This is a genomic window from Nonomuraea sp. NPDC003560 (assembly GCF_042878785.1).
Taxonomy (GTDB): domain Bacteria; phylum Actinomycetota; class Actinomycetes; order Streptosporangiales; family Streptosporangiaceae; genus Nonomuraea.
The window spans coordinates 1,116,801-1,133,309 of sequence record NZ_JBIAOF010000002.1 but is presented as its reverse complement, the minus strand read 5'-3'; the positions used below and the strand labels follow the sequence as shown (position 1 = coordinate 1,133,309).

Annotated in this window: 16 protein-coding genes; 6 read left to right on the top strand and 10 right to left on the bottom strand. The window is 71.6% G+C overall.

Annotation, left to right across the window (positions count from 1 at the left end; translation table 11 throughout):
- Position 1 precedes the first annotated feature (1 nt).
- The 4 genes from ssuE to ACFYUV_RS10615 are packed head-to-tail and all read left to right on the top strand — an operon-like array spanning position 2 to position 3,252.
- A complete protein-coding gene (gene ssuE, locus ACFYUV_RS10630) occupies positions 2–499 on the top strand; it encodes an NADPH-dependent FMN reductase (RefSeq protein ID WP_387667342.1) in 498 nt (165 codons plus the stop codon).
- A complete protein-coding gene (locus tag ACFYUV_RS10625) occupies positions 496–1,284 on the top strand; it encodes an LLM class flavin-dependent oxidoreductase (RefSeq protein ID WP_387667340.1) in 789 nt (262 codons plus the stop codon). Before ssuE ends, ACFYUV_RS10625 begins: the two co-directional genes overlap by 4 nt.
- The gene (locus tag ACFYUV_RS10620; RefSeq protein ID WP_387667337.1) at positions 1,274–2,371 is read left to right on the top strand and encodes an LLM class flavin-dependent oxidoreductase; all 1,098 of its coding nucleotides are present in this window, start codon (positions 1,274–1,276) and stop codon (positions 2,369–2,371) included. Before ACFYUV_RS10625 ends, ACFYUV_RS10620 begins: the two co-directional genes overlap by 11 nt.
- Entirely contained in the window at positions 2,371–3,252 is an 882-nt protein-coding gene (locus ACFYUV_RS10615) for an ABC transporter substrate-binding protein (RefSeq protein ID WP_387667334.1), read from the top strand. The genes ACFYUV_RS10620 and ACFYUV_RS10615 overlap by 1 nt, the downstream gene beginning before the upstream one ends.
- Positions 3,253–3,299: 47 nt before the next feature.
- Here the strand turns inward: ACFYUV_RS10615 and ACFYUV_RS10610 are convergent, their stop codons facing one another.
- The 10 genes from ACFYUV_RS10610 to ACFYUV_RS10565 form a co-directional block, all read right to left on the bottom strand.
- Positions 3,300–4,319 carry a ferritin-like protein gene (locus ACFYUV_RS10610; RefSeq protein ID WP_387667332.1) on the bottom strand — a complete coding sequence of 340 codons (1,020 nt, stop codon included), beginning with the start codon at positions 4,317–4,319 and terminating at the stop codon, positions 3,300–3,302.
- A 133-nt stretch (positions 4,320–4,452) separates the two neighbouring features.
- A complete protein-coding gene (locus ACFYUV_RS10605; RefSeq protein WP_387667330.1) occupies positions 4,453–4,863 on the bottom strand; it encodes a cupin domain-containing protein in 411 nt (136 codons plus the stop codon).
- 9 nt (positions 4,864–4,872) lie between these two features.
- Positions 4,873–5,625: an SDR family oxidoreductase gene (locus ACFYUV_RS10600; protein WP_387667327.1), complete on the bottom strand. Its 753-nt coding sequence runs from the start codon at positions 5,623–5,625 to the stop codon at positions 4,873–4,875.
- A 206-nt stretch (positions 5,626–5,831) separates the two neighbouring features.
- A complete protein-coding gene (locus ACFYUV_RS10595; RefSeq protein WP_387667325.1) occupies positions 5,832–6,509 on the bottom strand; it encodes a sigma factor in 678 nt (225 codons plus the stop codon).
- Positions 6,510–6,555: 46 nt separating this feature from the next.
- Positions 6,556–7,470 (bottom strand): RNA polymerase sigma-70 factor, encoded by a 915-nt coding sequence (locus ACFYUV_RS10590; RefSeq protein ID WP_387667322.1) that lies wholly within the window; start codon positions 7,468–7,470, stop codon positions 6,556–6,558.
- Between the two features lie 42 nt (positions 7,471–7,512).
- Entirely contained in the window at positions 7,513–8,037 is a 525-nt protein-coding gene (locus ACFYUV_RS10585; protein WP_387667319.1) for an alpha/beta fold hydrolase, read from the bottom strand.
- Between the two features lie 20 nt (positions 8,038–8,057).
- The gene (locus ACFYUV_RS10580) at positions 8,058–9,713 is read right to left on the bottom strand and encodes a ferritin-like domain-containing protein (protein ID WP_387667317.1); all 1,656 of its coding nucleotides are present in this window, start codon (positions 9,711–9,713) and stop codon (positions 8,058–8,060) included.
- Positions 9,697–9,927, bottom strand: coding sequence for a hypothetical protein (locus tag ACFYUV_RS10575; RefSeq protein ID WP_387667314.1), 231 nt, complete (start codon positions 9,925–9,927; stop codon positions 9,697–9,699). Before ACFYUV_RS10575 ends, ACFYUV_RS10580 begins: the two co-directional genes overlap by 17 nt.
- A gap of 185 nt (positions 9,928–10,112) precedes the next feature.
- A complete protein-coding gene (locus tag ACFYUV_RS10570; protein ID WP_387667311.1) occupies positions 10,113–11,333 on the bottom strand; it encodes a low temperature requirement protein A in 1,221 nt (406 codons plus the stop codon).
- A gap of 93 nt (positions 11,334–11,426) precedes the next feature.
- A complete protein-coding gene (locus tag ACFYUV_RS10565; RefSeq protein WP_387667308.1) occupies positions 11,427–12,086 on the bottom strand; it encodes a sigma-70 family RNA polymerase sigma factor in 660 nt (219 codons plus the stop codon).
- A 304-nt stretch (positions 12,087–12,390) separates the two neighbouring features.
- Here ACFYUV_RS10565 and ACFYUV_RS10560 point away from each other — a divergent pair, with 304 nt between their 5' ends.
- Both ACFYUV_RS10560 and ACFYUV_RS10555 read left to right on the top strand, forming a co-directional pair.
- On the top strand, positions 12,391–15,183 hold the full coding sequence (locus tag ACFYUV_RS10560) for an ATP-binding protein (protein WP_387667305.1): 2,793 nt from the start codon (positions 12,391–12,393) through the stop codon (positions 15,181–15,183).
- 161 nt (positions 15,184–15,344) lie between these two features.
- Entirely contained in the window at positions 15,345–16,442 is a 1,098-nt protein-coding gene (locus tag ACFYUV_RS10555) for a hypothetical protein (RefSeq protein WP_387667302.1), read from the top strand.
- Positions 16,443–16,509: the final 67 nt, after the last annotated feature.

Here is a 16,509-nt window from a genome sequence, read left to right as displayed (position 1 = left end):
CATGTCCGTCCTGCTCATCTCCGGCAGCCCATCGGCCGCCTCGCGCACCGTACGCCTGCTCGACCACCTGGCCGGGCGTCTGGGCCGGCCCGCCACCGTACTGCGCCTTCGTGACCTGCCCGCCGAGGCCCTGCTGCGCGGCGACACCGCCCATCCCGAGCTGGCCCGCGCCACCGCGCAGGTGGCCGCGGCCGACACGATCGTCGTCGCCACCCCGATCTACAAGGCGTCCTACACCGGGCTGCTGAAGGCGTTCCTGGACGTCCTGCCGCAGGGCGCGTTCGCCGGCAAGACGGTGGTGCCGATCGCCACCGGCGGCACCCCGGCCCACCTGCTGGCCGTGGACTACGCCCTGCGCCCGGTGCTGAGCGTGCTCGGCGCGCGGCACGTCACGCGCGGCCTGTTCGTCCTGGACAGCCAGATCGAGCCGCTGGCCGGGGAGCTGCTCCCGCGCATCGACGCCCTGCTGGAAGAGGTCCCGCTGGGGGCGGCGGCATGACGGCGCACCGCACCGGCCGCTACCACCTGGCCCTGCCCACCCGGAGCCCCGCCCCCGTCCCGTTGCCGGGCTTCGTCACCGACGTGCGGCCGGCGCTCACCGACCCCGCCGGGCGGGCCGCCGTGGCCGCGGACCTGTCCGGGTGGGCGGGCGCGCTCTCGCCCTTCGACCCCGCCGGCCAGGAATCCCTCACCGTCGCCGCCAACGCCCTGCGCCACACCCGCCACCTGCGGGTCGTCGCCGAGTTCCACCCGGCCGTGGCCACCCCGGTCTACGCGGCCAAGCTCTCGGCGTCCCTGCAGCGTTTCTCCGCCGGACGGCTCGGCTGGCGGCTCGCGGTGGATCTGGACCCGGCCGTGGCCAGGGCGCAGGGCGACTTCCTGACCGGCGCCGCCCGGTTCGCCCGCGCCGACGAGTTCCTCACCGTGGCCAAGGGCGTCTGGGGCGGCGGCCCGTTCGACTTCGCCGGAGACTTCTACGAGGTGGTCAAGGGCGGCTTCGGCGCGCCGCTGTCGTCCCCGCCCTTCCCCGAGGTGCACCTGTCGGGCGCCTCGCCCGAGGCCCTGGAGCTGTCGCGCCGGCACGCCGACGTGCACGTCTTCGCGGCCGGTGACGACCTGGCGGCCCTCATCCCCGAGCTGCCCGGCCTGCGCTACGGCGTGCACCTGCCCTCGATCGAGGCCGCCGACGAGTACGCCGCGCTCGGCGTCACCGAGTTCTTCCTCCAGACCGAGGACGTCTACCGCCTCGGCGAGCACGTGAAGGAGCGGTCTGTTGACCGTTGACATCTACTGGCGCATCCACATGGAGGGCGACCAGCCCTCGCTGCGCCGCCGCGTCCGCAGCCGAGGCGGTTTCGCCCCCGGCGGCACCGCCCCCGGCACCAGGGACGGCCGGGACGACGGCTACAGCCACGCCGACTACATGGCCGAGGTCGCCAGGGCCGCCGAGGACGGCGGCTTCACCGGCGGGCTGCTGCCGAACTTCCCGCACACCGACGACCCGTGGGCCGCCGCCGCGACGCTGGCCCGCGAGACCACGTCGTACCGCTTCATGGTGGCCTTCCAGCCCGGCTTCCTGCACCCCGTCCAGGCCGCCCGGATGACGGCCACGCTGCAACGGGCCACCGGCGGCCGGATCGTCTACAACGTCATCTCCGGCGGCGGCGGCCCGGCGCAGCTGTGGTGGGGCGACAAGGTGGACCACGACGACCGCTACGCGCGCACCTCGGAGTTCCTGGACGTGCTCAAGGGCGTCTGGCAGGGCGGGCACACCCACCGGGGCCGCTTCTACCAGGTGGAGAACGCCGGGCTGCCGGAGGAGCTGGCCGGGCAGCCGTTCCCCGAGATCTTCTTCTCCGGCTCCTCCCCCGCCGCCATCGACGCCGCCGGCCGGCACGCCGACTACTACCTGTCCTGGCTGGAGCCGTTCGAGGCGCTGGAGGAGAAGTTCGACGCGGTGCGCGCGCACAGTGCCACGCCGCCCCGGTTCGCCGTGCGGGTGGACCTGCTGGCCCGGGAGAGCGAGGAGGAGGCATGGGCGGAGATCGAGGCCGGCTGGCGGGCCCGGCCGCGCGAGAGCGAGGCCGGCGAGGGCGACTCCGTCGGCGTGCGCCGCAGCCGCGCCTTCCTCGCCGGAGCCGGTGACGACCCCCGAGCCCTGGAGGTCGCCCCCCACGTGTGGGGCGGGTTCAGCCAGCTGCGTGACGGCCCGGCCTTCGGCCTGGTCGGCGACTACCACCAGGTCGCCGACCGCCTCGACCGGTTGCTGGATCTCGGGGTGGACGCCCTCATCCTGGCCGGGATCCCCCATCTCGAAGAGGCCCGCCGCGTGGGCCGCCACGTTCTGCCGCTACTGAAAGGACGCTCCTGATGACCACCAAGGTCGGCTTCTTCCCGCAGAACAACACGCTCTGGGTGGCCCGCCACCGCGACCTGCTGCCCGACGTCGAATGGGTGGACCTGAACGCCCTCGGCCGGGACGGGCGGGTCGATCCCACCCGGGCCCTGCCGTCCGCCCACGGCGACCACCTGTTCGACGGCGGATACGACTTCATCGGCACCGGCTCCACGCCCCCGGTCACCGCCCAGGCCAAGGGGCACGACATCGTGTACGTGGCGATCTCGGGGCCGCGGGTCGAGAACGGCCGCCTGGTGGTGCGGGACGACTCCCCGATCGGCTCGGTGGCCGAGCTGAAGGGCAGGCGGGTGGCGCTCGGGCACGGCTCCTGGCAGACCACCCTGCTGCTGCTGGCGCTGGAGCGGGCCGGGCTCGGATGGGGCGACATCGTCCCGGTGGACGCCTACGGCAACGCCGCCGAGCTGCTGGTGAACGGCGACGTGGACGCCTGGGTGGGCTCCTACCCGTACCTGACGCCGGTCGAGTCGCGCACCCGGACGCTGGTGGAGACCGAGGGCCTGTTCAGCCACCGCTCGCTCTGGTTCACCCGCCGCGACTTCGCCCAGGAACGGCCGGAGGAGCTGGCCAGGATCGTCACCGCGCTGCAGCGGGCGGACAGCTGGACGGAGCAGCACCCGCGCGAGGCCGCGGCCCTGTTCGACGGCGACCTCGACGCGTGGGAGCACGCGCTGCGCACCCGCCCGTGGGGGCTGCACCCGGTCAGCCCGGAGTTCGTCGCCGAGCAGCAGCACGCCGCCGACCTGTTCCACGCCAACGGGCTCATCGAGCGGAAGATCACGGTCGCGGACGCCGTCCTCCCCGAGATCGGCGAGCTGGTGACACGGACCCGGTGACTCCCGTCCTCTCCGCCGCCCACGCGGCAGCGGAGAGGTTTCATGGATCAGCTGCGTGCTTCGGGCGGCACGTAGGCGAAGGTGGGACCGGCGCCGCCGGGCAGCGCCATCAGGGCCTGCGCCTGGGCCCTGAGCGTGAACATGGTGCGGGTGGCGTCCGTGAGCCGCTTCGGGTCGCCGTTGAACGCCTGTTCCAGCAGGTTCAGCAGGGTGCTGTAGGTGGTGTCGAACAGATCCTGCGCCGCCCGTACGGCACTGCCCGGCTCGGCGGGCCGCGGGTTGGGTGTCATCGGCAGCACGCCGTCCGGGTCGACGCCGACCTTCTCGCCGGTCGGGCCGGTCTTCGGGGTGTCGCCCCGCTGGTAACGGCGGCCGAGCTTGAGCTCCTGAAAGCGGTAGTAGTGGGCGACCTCTTTCCGCTCGGGGTGGAGGACGTCCTGGTCACCGTCCCAGACCTCGCCGCGGGCGTTGCCCTCCCCCTGCTCGACGATCTCCTTCAGCGCGCCGAGCGCGGACTCCAGATCCTCGACGGCGAACAGCGATCCGGCAGTGTGGCGGAAGTGGGCGCCGCTCACCTGCCGGGCCGGGTCCCCGCAGAACACCTCCTTCTCGCCGAGCGTTCCGCACAGATGGCGCAACCCCTGCTCGATCGCAGCGTAGAACTGCCCGATCGTCTCGTAGCCGTCATCCTCCGGCGGCGCGCCGGGCGGCGCCGGACGCTCCAGGCGCAGGAACATCTCCAGCGCCTGCGCGCCGAACGGCACCAGCGACACCTCCAGATCACCATGAGGCAGCCTGCGCGGATACGGCGGCAACATCCCCGGCATATCCAGACGCGGCGTGCCACCGACCGCGTTCAGCAGATTCGCCGCCAACGCCAGATGCAGCATCTCCTCCACGAAGACGCCGCTCACCACCTCCACAGCCACCGGATTGCGCTCCGGATCCAACGAGTACAGCGCCGTCAGGTACGGCGGCAACGTCGCGTGCTCCAGCTCGATCGCCCACTGCAGATGCTCACGCAGGCTGCCGAGCGTGCCGATCCGGACCGGTCGTTCGTGCTTCATTCGTGTCATACCTCGGGTTGTCGGCATGGCGGATCGGACCGCCGGCCGATGGGCCGGCGGCCTGGTTCGATCCTGGGATCAGGCAGCGATGACGGCAGCCCGTGCCGTCACGCTGCGGACACCTCGCCGGGGTTCAGGACGGGCGTGGCGCGCGGCGGTCCTTGCGCCGGGCCAGCTCGGCCTCTTCCACCAGCGTGAACATCGGCTTGCCCGGCTCGCACAGCATGGTGACCGTGAACCGTACCGGGACATCGGCGCGATTGTTGCCGTCCTGGTAGTGGATGACGTCGCCACCCGGCTCCCAGAACGCCTCGCCGGCGCGGATCACCCGCTCCGGCTCCCCTTCCAGCTCCATCAGCATCTCGCCCTCAAGGACGACGCCGAAGGCGGGACCCGGGTGGCGATGCGGCGGCGCGCCCGGGTCTCCGGGCGGGTACTCGATGACCACGGTCATGGCGTGCGCGCCCTCGGGGATGAACGGAGGCTGCGCCTCCTGCAGCACGGTCAGCGCCGTCTGCCACGCGGTCGATCGCGGCTTGTCCATCGCCCCGCCCTACTTCGCGTCGGACTGGTCGAGCCAGTCTTCGTAGGTGATGGTGCCGAGCCGCGCGCCGTCGGCGGGCACCAGCGACCGCTCGCCGAGCACGCTGCCGAAGTAGCGCGCCTGCGGGTCGGTGACGACCTCGCGGGTGTCGCCCCAGGCGGCCAACGCCTTGCGGAAGAACTCGTCCATCTTGTACCGGGTCGGTCCGGCGATCTCGATCCGGCCGTTCAGCGGCGTCCCCACCGCGGTCCTGCCGACCGCCTGGGCCACGTCGTCGCCCGCGATCGGCTGGAACAGCACCGGCGCGATGTGCACCTTGCCGTCGACGGTGCCCTCGTCGGCGATGCCGCGGGCGAACTCGAAGAACTGGGTGGAGTGCACCAGCGAGAACGGGATGCCGGACTTCTCGATCAGCTGCTCCTGGGCGATCTTCGCCGCGAAGTAGCCGTTCTCCGGCATCCGTTCGGTCCCCACGATCGACACCGCCACGTGATGGCCCACCCCGGCGGCCGCCTCGGCCGCCAGCAGGTTGCCGGTGGAGGTCTGGAAGAACTTCATGACGGCCTCGCGCTCGAACGAGGGCGAGTTCGACACGTCGATCACGACCTCGGCGCCCTTCAGCACCTCGGCCAGGCCCTCCCCGGTCAGCGTGTCGACGCCGGTGTTCGGCGACGCGGCCACGGCCTCGTGGCCGTGCTCGCCCAGCTTCCTCACCAGCTTCGACCCGATGAGCCCGGTCCCGCCGATCACCACGATTTTCATTGCTGGCACCCTTCTGGCTTTCCGGGCGCTGTGGTGCGCCCTCGTCGTCAGCTAAGACAAGGCAGCCCCCTCGGTTGTGACAGGCGGCCTCGTGTCCGAGGAGGAGCGTGCTGATCGCGCGCCGCCTGGACCAGGGCGAGAGCACGCAGACCATGCTCGACCCGAAGAAGTACCCGGGGGGATCTGGTCGTGCACCGGTATGCCGTTCAGTGCCAACGCTGGAGTTTGTCGGGGTTCAGGATGATCCACACCGCCGTGACCTCGGCTCCGGCCACGCTCACGCTGACCACCGCCACGACCTTGCCCGCCCGCCGCAGCACGAGCCCCGTCCTGCCGTTCACCGATCCGATGGCCGGCTCGGTTCCCGGCTGGTCGATCAGCAACGCCGTGACGACCCGCGCGACCGCGTCCGCACCGTGGGCCGGCCGTACGGCGACGCGCACCTTGCCGCCGCCATCGCTGACGACGATCGCGTCGGCGGCCAGGACCTCCCGCAGCGCCTCGGTGTCGCCCGCCTGGCAGGCCGCGGCGAACCGGCGGGCCACCCGCTCGTGCCCGGCGCGCATCTGCGGGCCGTACCCGGCCTGGTGCGAGGCCGGGTACGGCACGGGCCGGGCCCGCGTCACCCGGCCGCCAGGCACGGGGTCAGGGTCGGGGTCGGCGACGAGCTGCAGGCAGATGTTTCCCGCTGTCCGCGTCAGCCAGGCGCGCGGCACCGCGATGGCGGCGCGCTCCTCCTCGTCGAGGGCGTACCAGCGGCGATAGGTCTCCTGGACGACGTGCTCGGCCGTGGTGTCCGAGCCGAACATGGACAGAGCGATCCCGAGCAGGTGCTGCCGTTCGTCGAGCATCTCCGCCAGCGACTCGGCGCCCGCCTCGGTCATGGTCTGCCGCCTCCTTCATCGTTGGCAGATAAGACCGGACAGCCCGTTACGTTGTGACAGAGCGGCTGCGCGAGCGCTCGAAGGCCTCGATCTTGGCCGGGTTGAGGATCCACAACAGGTGGTGGATCCCCTCCTTGGAGGCCTCCATGGCGAGCAGGGCGACGCCGGTGCCGTCCCGGGTGACGAGCACGCCTGGCAGCCCGTTCATCTCGACCCACGTGACGGCGGTGCCCGGCCAGAACCGCGGCGAGAACGCGGCCACGAACCTGGCCACCCGCTCGTTGCCCAGCACCGGGAACTTGGCCGATCCCCTGATGCCGTCGCCGTCGGAGGAGCTGACGACGTCGGCGGCGAAGAGCTTCTCCAGGGCGCCGACGTTTCCCGTCCGGGCGGCGTCGAGGAACGTCTCCAGGAGGCGCCGGTGCTGGAGCCTGTCGACGGGCTCGTGGCGGACGGCGGTCACGCGCCTGCGGGCGCGGCTCACGATCTGCCGGACGTTGACCGGGGTGAGCCGCAGGATCTCCGCTATCTGCGGATAGGGGTAGTCGAAGGCCTCGCGCAGGACGTAGGCGGCGCGCTCGGTGGGATTGAGCCTCTCCAGCAGGAGCAGAAGGGCCAGCTCCAGCGCTTCGCCGCGTTCGGCGCCGACAGTGGGGTCGAGACTGGTGTCCACGGGTTCCGGCAGCCAGGGGCCGATGTAGGATTCCCGCCGCACGCGCGCCGACTGCGCCAGGTTGATGGCCAGCCGGGTGGTGACCAGCGCCAGGAAGGCCGGCGGGTTCTCGATGGTCTCTCGGTCGGTGTCCTGCCAGCGCAGCCACACCTCCTGGACGATGTCCTCGGCCTCGGCCGCGCTGCCCAGCATCCGGTAGGCGATGCCGAACAGCCGCGGGCGCAGCTCGATGAAGGCGGACGCCGCCCGATCGAGAGCGTCCGCCTGTTCCAGGGATTCCGTGTTCATGTGCCCCACATCGATTCGCCCGTCGGCCTGAACAGGGGTTCGTCAGCCTCGCGCGTGGTCCGCGGCGTCGAGGATAGTCGCTGTCACGGCGTCGGGCTGGGAGGCCGCGAGCGCGTGGGAGGCGCCGGCGATCTCGCGCGTGCCGCGCGAGTCCGCGCGCTCGGCCATGAAGCGCAGTGCGGCGGCCGGGATGTTGCGGTCCTTGTCACCGTGGACGAACCAGGACGGGACGGTGCGCCAGGGCGCCTCGTCGACGGCGAGCCCGTCGGACAGGGCGCGCTCGGTCACCGGCCGCTGGGTCGCGGCCATCAGCGCGGCCTCCTCGCTGTCGAGGTCGGCACAGAACTGGCGGTGGAACGTGGCGGGGTCGATGCGGAACTCGTCGCCGCCGGAGGCCACCGGGTAGGCCTGCAGCGCCTGGCCGAGCGTGCTGCCCTCGAAGCCGCGCAGCGGGTTGGCCACGGCGACCGCGGTGAGCCGGCTGTCGCGCAGGCGCCGGATGACGCGGTTCCAACTGGCCGACTCGGCGAAGGCGCCGTGGACGAGGAGAACGACTGGTCGGTTCATGGGATTGCCTCTCTGGTTGTTCACTCGTGAAAGCCGATCTCGCGATGGGTGCCGTCGCAGAGCGGTTTGTTGCCGGAGTGACCGCAACGGCACAGCGTCATCCGGTTCCTAGTCTCCAGCGGCAGGCCGTCCGATCGGGTGACGGGGATTCCACCGGTCACCCACAGCGCGCCGGCGAGGCCGTCCTCCTCCTCCAGCACCGAGACGGCGCGCGGGAGGTCGGCCTCGATCGTCTCGCCGCCGCGTTCGAGGGCAAAGCTGTAGGAGCCGGAGGGGCAGTGATCGATGCGGCCCATGACGTCCGAGCGCACGTCGCTGTCGGCGGTGTCGTCGAGCATCTTGGCGATGGGCCTGGTCCGGCCGATGCAGAAGGCGGCGTGCACGCACAGCTCGCCCACCCGCCGCGCGGAGATGCCGACGCCGTCGTGCACGTGCTGCAACTCCTGGTAGGGCCGCATCGGCGCGGCCTCCGTGCCGTCGAAGCCGATCACGGCGTGAGTGCCGTCACAGAACGGCTTGGCGCCCGAACGGCCGCAGCGGCACAGCGCGTAGGTTTCCTCGGTCTCCAGCGGCTCGCCGGTCTTCCAGGTGAGCGCGTTCTTCTGCTCGGCGGAGACGATCTTCCGCTTGCGCCGCAGGGGGACGCGACCGTACACGACGTACGGCCCATCCCGGAGCACGACGATCCGCTGGTGGTCGCCCGCGCTCCAGCGGCGCAGCTCAGGCGGGACGTACTCGAAGGTGAGGCCGCCCCGCCGCATCAGCTCCTGCGCCTGGGCCTTGAGCGCGTACATCTCGCCGGTGGCGACGGCGAGCATCCTCGGGCTGCCGTTGAAGGCCAGCTCCAGCAGATGGAGGATGGCGCAGTAGGCGTGGTCGAACTCCTCCTGCGCGGCGCGGTCGGCAGGGCCGGGCGTCATGGGGAACACCCCGGTGAGATCCACCGGGAGCCTTTCACCGGTGGGCCCGGACTCAGGGGTGTCCCCGCGCCGGTAGCGGCGGCCGAGCTTCAGCTCCATGAAACGGTAGTAATGGGCGACCTCGTCCTGGTCACCGTCCCAGACCTCGCCGCGGGCGTTGCCCTCCCCCTGCTCGACGATCTCCTCAAGCGCGTCCAGCGCGGAGGCGAGGTCGGTGACGGCGACTAGTCTGCCGCCGGTGTGGCGGAAGTGGGCGCCGCTCACCTGCCGGGCCGGGTCGCCGCAGAACACCTCCTTCTCGCCGAGCGTTCCGCACAGATGGCGCAACCCCTGCTCGATCGCAGCGTAGAACTGCCCGATCGTCTCGTAGCCGTCATCCTCCGGCGGCGCGCCGGGCGGCGCCGGACGCTCCAGGCGCAGGAACATCTCCAGCGCCTGCGCGCCGAACGGCACCAGCGACACCTCCAGATCACCATGAGGCAGCCTGCGCGGAAACGGCGGCAACATCCCCGGCATATCCAGACGCGGCGTGCCACCGACCGCGTTCAGCAGATTCGCCGCCAACGCCAGATGCAGCATCTCCTCCACGAAGACGCCGCTCACCACCTCCACAGCCACCGGATTGCGCTCCGGATCCAACGAGTACAGCGCCGTCAGGTACGGCGGCAACGTCGCGTGCTCCAGCTCGATCGCCCACTGCAGATGCTCACGCAGGCTGCCGAGCGTGCCGATCCGCGGCTCAGGCAACGTCGTCACCCGGCCGCCAGCCGTCCTCCAGCACCTCGACCGCGTCGCGCAGCCCCCGCAGAGCGATCTTCTCGCGCTCGACGTCCGTCGGGTCGTACAGCCACTCGGTGACCGGCTGCCCCACCTCGTCCTCCGGGTGGCTGGCCTCGGTGATGATCAGCTCCTCCTCGATCTCGACGTGGAGCTCGTACAGGAACTCGTTCTCACCGTTCGGGGTGCTCATGTCTCCTCCAAGGGATCTCCAGTCGGCCGGCGATCCGGCCTCAGCCCGCCGACTCCCGCGCCCATGTGATCCGATCGCCAGCTAAGACAGGGCAGCCTCGGCATTTGTGACAAGATCCGGCTATTCGGCGAGCTTTCCCACGGTTGAGACGTCGCGCGGCCCCCTCGGTGACGATGCGCACCGTCTCAGGGTTGGCCGGCAGGTGACTCTCCTTGAGAGTGTCGGCCGCGTGCCGCCCAGATGGCGACGGCGACCAGCGCGACGCAGGCGGCCGCGATCAGCGCGACCACGGCGGCCACCCCGATCCACGGCGCCGCGAGCGGCGACGACATGACGGCGCCGACGCACCCTGCCACGGCGGCGCGGGGGACGACGGAGTCCGCGTCGACCAGCGCATGCACCGCCCGGAGCAGGATGAGATACACCCCGACCGGGACGGCGACCGCGTAGCCGATCGCCGTCGGCGATGCCGCCACCTGGCGCCCGCTCTGCTCCACCGCGACCTCGAGCCCGGCGCCGAGGGCCGCCAGCGCGGCGAAGACGCCGAAGTGGCCGTACCCCCACCAGTACGACCGGTGACGCCGCTCGCTGAGCCCCTCCCCCGCCTCGACCAGGAAGTACAGCCACCACAGGGCGAACAGCAGGACGAGACCGGATCCGGCGATGACGACGAGGGGAGCCGCTTCGAACGCCCCTTCAACCCCTCTGCTCGCGGCCAGGACGCTCTCGCCCAGCAGAATGATCGTGAACAGGCCGTAGCGCTCGGCGATGTGCCGCGGGTGCCAGGTGGTCGCCCTGGCCCGCTCCGCCCACCACGGCACCGCCAGCTCCAGGACGACCAGGCAGGCGAAGAACGGCAGCTGGAGCGACGCCGGCAGGAGGCCGGCGTCCAGGAGAGCGAGCCGGAGCAACCAGCCCAGCTCGACCAGACCGATGCCCGCGGCGTAGCGCAGCCCCGTACGGCGGCTCGCCGGGTCTTCGACCGCGGCCCTCAGCCATTGGGCGACGAGCCCGATCCTCATGATGAGGTAGCCCAGGGTGATGATCCCGTAGTCGGAGCGGCCGGCCGCGGCGGGCACGCCGACGGCCAGGACCAGCACCCCCGCCATCTGCACCATGGTCAGCAGCCGGTAGGGAACGTCGTCGGTGTCGTAGGACGAGGCGAACCAGGTGAAGTTCATCCACGCCCACCAGATGGCGAAGAACACCTGGAGGAACGGGACCAGCCCGGTCAGGCCATGACCTTCGGCGATGACGTGCGCGAACTGCGCCGTGACGGCCGCGACCGCGACCACGAAGGTGAGATCGAAGAGCAGTTCGAGCTGGCTCGACGCGCGATGCGGCTCGTCGACGGGCCGGGAGCTCATCCTGACCCGGATCCGGATGGTGGTCATGGTCGAGGGCACGCTCACGCTCCTGTCGCTCTTTCGGCGTCCGATTCACCCGAAAGACCGGACGGCATCGTGATCTGTGACAGATCGCCGCACCAGCGATCGAACTCAGCGGACGATGTCGGCGGTGAGCACCTCTTCCAGCGCGGCGAGGTCGCCGGACTGGGCGGCGGCGACGAACGTCCGCACGAGGCGCCGGTGCGCGGTGGTGCTCACCTGGTGGCGTCGCTCGGTGGCGAGGTGGTTGCGCGCGCGTCGCAGGAGTTGCCGCGCGTGGTCTTCGCCGAGGTGGAGGAGCTCGGAGATCTGGCGGTAGGGGTAGTCGAAGGCCGTGCGCAGGAGATAGACGGCTCGTTCGGCGGGTGTCAGCCGCTCCAGCAGCAGCCGGATCGCAGTGTCGACCGCCTCTCGTCGTTCGGCTGCCGTCTCGGGCCCGGCGGCGAGGTCCGCCGTCTCCGGGAGCCAGGAGCCGGCGGAGGTCTCCCGGCGCCTGCGGGCGGACCGGGCGACGTTGATGGCGAGCCTCGCGGTGGTCAGCGCGAGGAACGCCGGCGGGCTGATGACGACCGACCGATCGGCACGGGCCCAACGCAGCCACGTCTCCTGCACCACGTCCTCGGCTTCGCCCACGTCCTGCAGGACGCGCAGACCGATCGTGAGAAGCCGGGGCGCGGCGCTGACGAACGCCGGATCGTCTCCGTCCCCATGGGTGATCGACCGGTCACGGGTCTGCTCTGCGTGGTCTTCGTACGACTCCAACAGGCTCATGGTCACGATGGCGGCTCCGTTCGACAGCTGGCATCCGGTGATGCCACTGCGATCACGGTCGCCGTCCGGGCTGCTCCATCGCGCCCTGGGAACACCGTGGTCGGTACCCTGGCCCGCACCGTGGCGGGCGTCGGGGCAGCGGAGGAGCCTCGGGCGGTGGGATGCTCCGCGACCACCCGGCTCACCCTGCGGCCGGTGTCACCAGCAGATTGCTGGGCTTGATGGCAGAACGGTAGGTTACGTCTCCATCGAGGATGTAGCGCCGGTTTTTCCCCATGTTCAGCGGTCATGGGGCCACGAACAGATGATCGTCGGGGGCAGTGCCATGGCAAGCGGGGGTCCCGGGTCGCGACTTCTCGGGCGGCAGCTGGAGTGCGAGACGCTGGATCAGCTCGTGGCGACGGTGCAGGACGGCCACAGCTCGGTCCTGGTTCTGCGCGGCGAGGCCGGCATCGGCAAGACGGCGCTGCTGGAGTACGCGCGGGACAGCGCGTCCGGCTGCCGGATCATCAAGGCGACCGGCGTGGAATCCGAGATGGAGCTGGCCTTCGGCGGGCTGCATCAGCTGTGCTCCCCGTTCCTGGAGCATCTGGGTCGCCTGCCGGGCCCGCAACGCGACGCGCTCGGGACGGCGTTCGGCCTGAGCGCGGGAACTCCTCCGGACCGCTTCCTGGTCGGGCTCGCGGTGCTCAGCCTGCTCGCCGACGTGGCCGGGAAAGGGCCGCTGGTCTGCCTCGTCGATGACGCGCAGTGGCTCGACCAGGTCTCCGCGCAGACCCTCGCCTTCGTCGCGCGGCGCCTGCTCGCGGAGCCGATCGGGCTGGTGTTCGCGGTGCGCGAGCACCACCTCGGACCGGAGCTGAAGGGGCTGCCCCAGCTCGACGTGGGACGGCTGAGCGACAGCGACGCCCGCGCCCTGCTGGACTCCGTGACTCCCGGACGGCTCGACGAGCAGGTCCGGGACCGGATCGTCGTCGAGACGCAGGGAAACCCGCTGGCCCTGCTCGAACTGCCCCGGGGGCTGGCGCCGGCGGAGCTGGCGGGTGGATTCGGGCGGCCCGACGCGCGACCGCTGGCCGGTCAGATCGAGCAGGGCTTCCTGCGGCGGGTCCGGTCGTTGCCGGCCGAGACACAGCGGCTGCTGCTCATCGCGGCGGCCGAGCCGGTCGGGGACGTGACCCTGCTGACCCGCGCGGCGGAGTTGCTGGGCATCGAGGTGTCCGCCGCGTCGCCGGCCGAGGCGGCGGGGCTGATCACCATCGGTACGCGGGTGCGTTTCCGCCATCCCCTCATGCGATCGGCGGCCTACCGCGTCGCGTCCCCGCAGGACCGGCAGGACGTCCACCGGGCGCTGGCCGACGCGACCGATCCCCGAGCGGACCCCGATCGCCGGGCGTGGCACCTCGCCAACGCGACGGCCGGCCCCGACGAGACGGTGGCCGCCGAGTTGGAGCGCTCGGCCGATCGGGCGCAGGCGCGCGGCGGGGTCGCCGCGGCGGCGGCGTTCCACGAGCGGGCAGCCGAGCTGACCCCCGACCACGCGCGCCGCGGCGCCAGGGCCTTGGCGGCGGCACGGGCCAAGTACCAGGCCGGCGGGTACGACGCCGCGCTCGAACTGCTGGACGCAGCCGAACTCAGCACTCTGGACGAACGCGAACGCGCCCAGGCGGACCTGCTGCGCGGTCAGATCGCGTTCGCCTCCAGGAGCGCAGGCTCCGCCTTCCCACTGCTGCTCAGAGCCGGTGAGCGCCTGGCGCCGCTGGACGCCGGGCTGGCCCGCGAGACCTACCGCGACACGTTGAACGCGGCCATGAACGCGGGCCGGCTGCCGAGCGGCGCCCAGGTGGCGGACATCGCCGAGGCGCTGCTCGCCGCACCGCCGGGTCCGCCGCCGGAGCGCAACGACCTGCTCCTGAACGGCGTGGGCGTGGCGCTCACCGAGGGTTCCGCCGCGGGCGTGCCGATGGTGCTGCGGGCCCTGGAGTCCTTCCGCGCCGAAGGGGTCTCCAGGGAACAGGGCCTTGGCTGGCTGCCGTTCGCGTCCCGGATGGCCCATAACGTCTGGGACTTCGACAGTTGGTCGGTGCTCTCCGCGAGGCTGGTCGATCTGGCACGCGAGGCGGGCGCCCTGTCGGTGCTGCCCTCAGCCCTCCACATGCTCGTGTCGAACAGGGTCCTCGCCGGTGAGTTCGCCCTGGCCGACGCGCTGGTCGCCGAGGCGGCGACGATCGGCGAGGTGACGGGCAGCCGCTACCTGGCCCAGTACGCGGCCCTGATCCTCGAGCCGTGGAGAGGACGGGAGGCCGCGACCCGTCAGGTGAGCGCAGCGATCACGCGGGACCCGGCCATTCAGGGAGAAGGCAAGGTGGTGACCGCCACCCAATGGGCGAGCGCGGTGCTCTGCAACGGCCTCGGCCGGTACGAGGAGGCGTACGTCGCCGCCGAGCGGGCCTTCGAGCACCCGCAGGAGCTCGGCGGGACGGCCATCAGGTCCACGGTCGAGCTCGTCGAGGCCGCCGTCCGGAGCGGGAGGCCCGCCCGGGCGGCCGAGGTCGCCCGGCGGCTCGACGAGATGGCCCGAGCCAGCGGCACCGACTGGGCCCTCGGCACCTCGGCGTGCCTACGGGCCCAGGTGAGCGACGGAGCGGACGCCGACGTTCTCTACCGCGAGGCGATCGAGCGGCTCGGCCGCACCGAGGTCCGGACGACGCTCGCCCGCACCCGGCTGCTCTACGGCGAGTGGCTGCGCCGGGAGAACCGCCGCCTCGACGCGCGCGAGCAGCTGGGCATCGCATACGAGCTGCTCGGCGACATGGGGGCCGAGGCGTTCGCGGAACGCGCCCGGCGCGAGCTCCAGGCCACCGGTGAGACGGTACGCAGGCGCACCGTCGAGGCACGCGCCACTCTCACCGCCCAGGAGGCGCAGATAGCGCGCCTGGCCGGCGACGGGCTGACGAACCCCGAGATCGGCGCTCAGCTCTTCATCAGCCCGCACACCGTCGAATGGCACCTGCGCAAGGTCTTCGCGAAGCTCGGCATCTCCTCACGCAAGCAGATCCGCACCACGCTGCTCGAAGGCGCGGCGCTCACGGCCTGAGGATCCGCGGCCCCGCCGTCGTCCGCGAGCGGGACGGTGATGTGACGAGCGTCATGTCACGGGCGGCCTCCCGCACTTTGTCTCTGTAACGACGGTCCATGAGTCACCGCCGGGCCAACGGCGCGATGGCCGTCGATTCGAGAGACGATGCGGGAGAAGAGATGTTCGTCAAGAAGAGGTTGTTCATCGCGGCCGTGTCGCTGATCGCCTCCGCCGGTGGAATGACGCCGCCGGCCTCGGCCGACGACGGCGGCGCCTCGATCAGCTCCTGGGGCTTCCCCGGTGAGGGGTCCGACTGGCAGCCGGTGACCTACGCCGGCGGGCAGATCACCAGCAGGTCCACTCCGGGAGAGGCGCGCGACGACCGCGGCAACATCCTGCACGCCTGGCGCGGCGCGGACAACGACTCCATCTGGATCTCGTTGAACAACGGGCCCGCGTACTCGCTGCCCAACGCCCAGACCTGGACGCCGCCGCGGGTGATCTGGACCGACGACGGAGGCCGCGGCAACTTCCGGATCTTCCACACCGGCACCGAGGGCCACGTCTACCAGCACCGCGTCCAGCTCAGCCCGAGCTACCAGCTACCCGCCACCCTGCCCGGCTGGACCAGGATCCCCAACGACACGCGCACCACCGACACCGAGCCCGTGGCGGCGGCCGCGCTCCCCGGCAACTCCTTCATGCTCGCCTGGAACAGCCAGTCCACCGACGACATCTGGACGATGTACTACAACGGCGACACCGGCACCTACAGCTCGCCCAGCGTCGTGCCGGGCGCGCGGAGCAAGGACGCGCCTGGACTGGCCGCCCAGGTGGGCGCCAACGGCGACCCCGCTCCCTGGAACCAGGTCGTGCTCGCCTTCACGGGCACCGACAACTACGTGTACATGTCGCGGCAGCGGTACGGGACCGGCAACTGGACGAATCCGTTCCGGGTCTACGCGACAGGCACCCCGGGCTACACGAGGAACGGCCCGTCCGTCGCGCTCTCCCGAAGCGGCTACGGCGTCATCACCATCACCGAGGACCGTGACAACACCATCGGCAGTTACCTGATCTCGCGCGACGGCGGGTGGAGCGGCTACTACGAGGAGAACAGCTTCGCGCTCTCCCCCGGCAGGACCCCGCTGGCCGTGGTGGCCGGAACCGATCTCTACTACGTCGTCAACGGTTCGGCCGGCGGCAGGAGCGGCGTGCTGTGGAAGAAGGTCTACGACTTCGCGGCGATGCCCACGCCGTCGGCCCCGCAGTGGTGAAGCCGGCGAACACGCAGCCGGACGACGTCATCGTCACCGACGCCGGCTCCCGGCGTCCGCGTCCTTC

What these genes read in the sequence shown, in the direction of transcription:
- ACFYUV_RS10585 (WP_387667319.1), bottom strand. Translation starts at nt 8,037, where the DNA reads ATGAACCGACCAGTCGTTCTCCTCGTCCACGGCGCCTTCGCCGAGTCG.
- ACFYUV_RS10605 (WP_387667330.1), bottom strand. Translation starts at nt 4,863, where the DNA reads ATGGACAAGCCGCGATCGACCGCGTGGCAGACGGCGCTGACCGTGCTG.
- ACFYUV_RS10555 (WP_387667302.1), top strand. Translation starts at nt 15,345, where the DNA reads ATGTTCGTCAAGAAGAGGTTGTTCATCGCGGCCGTGTCGCTGATCGCC.
- ACFYUV_RS10595 (WP_387667325.1), bottom strand. Translation starts at nt 6,509, where the DNA reads ATGACCGAGGCGGGCGCCGAGTCGCTGGCGGAGATGCTCGACGAACGG.
- ACFYUV_RS10625 (WP_387667340.1), top strand. Translation starts at nt 496, where the DNA reads ATGACGGCGCACCGCACCGGCCGCTACCACCTGGCCCTGCCCACCCGG.
- ACFYUV_RS10600 (WP_387667327.1), bottom strand. Translation starts at nt 5,625, where the DNA reads ATGAAAATCGTGGTGATCGGCGGGACCGGGCTCATCGGGTCGAAGCTG.
- ACFYUV_RS10565 (WP_387667308.1), bottom strand. Translation starts at nt 12,086, where the DNA reads ATGAGCCTGTTGGAGTCGTACGAAGACCACGCAGAGCAGACCCGTGAC.
- ssuE (WP_387667342.1), top strand. Translation starts at nt 2, where the DNA reads ATGTCCGTCCTGCTCATCTCCGGCAGCCCATCGGCCGCCTCGCGCACC.
- ACFYUV_RS10560 (WP_387667305.1), top strand. Translation starts at nt 12,391, where the DNA reads ATGATCGTCGGGGGCAGTGCCATGGCAAGCGGGGGTCCCGGGTCGCGA.
- ACFYUV_RS10615 (WP_387667334.1), top strand. Translation starts at nt 2,371, where the DNA reads ATGACCACCAAGGTCGGCTTCTTCCCGCAGAACAACACGCTCTGGGTG.
- ACFYUV_RS10590 (WP_387667322.1), bottom strand. Translation starts at nt 7,470, where the DNA reads ATGAACACGGAATCCCTGGAACAGGCGGACGCTCTCGATCGGGCGGCG.
- ACFYUV_RS10575 (WP_387667314.1), bottom strand. Translation starts at nt 9,927, where the DNA reads ATGAGCACCCCGAACGGTGAGAACGAGTTCCTGTACGAGCTCCACGTC.
- ACFYUV_RS10610 (WP_387667332.1), bottom strand. Translation starts at nt 4,319, where the DNA reads ATGAAGCACGAACGACCGGTCCGGATCGGCACGCTCGGCAGCCTGCGT.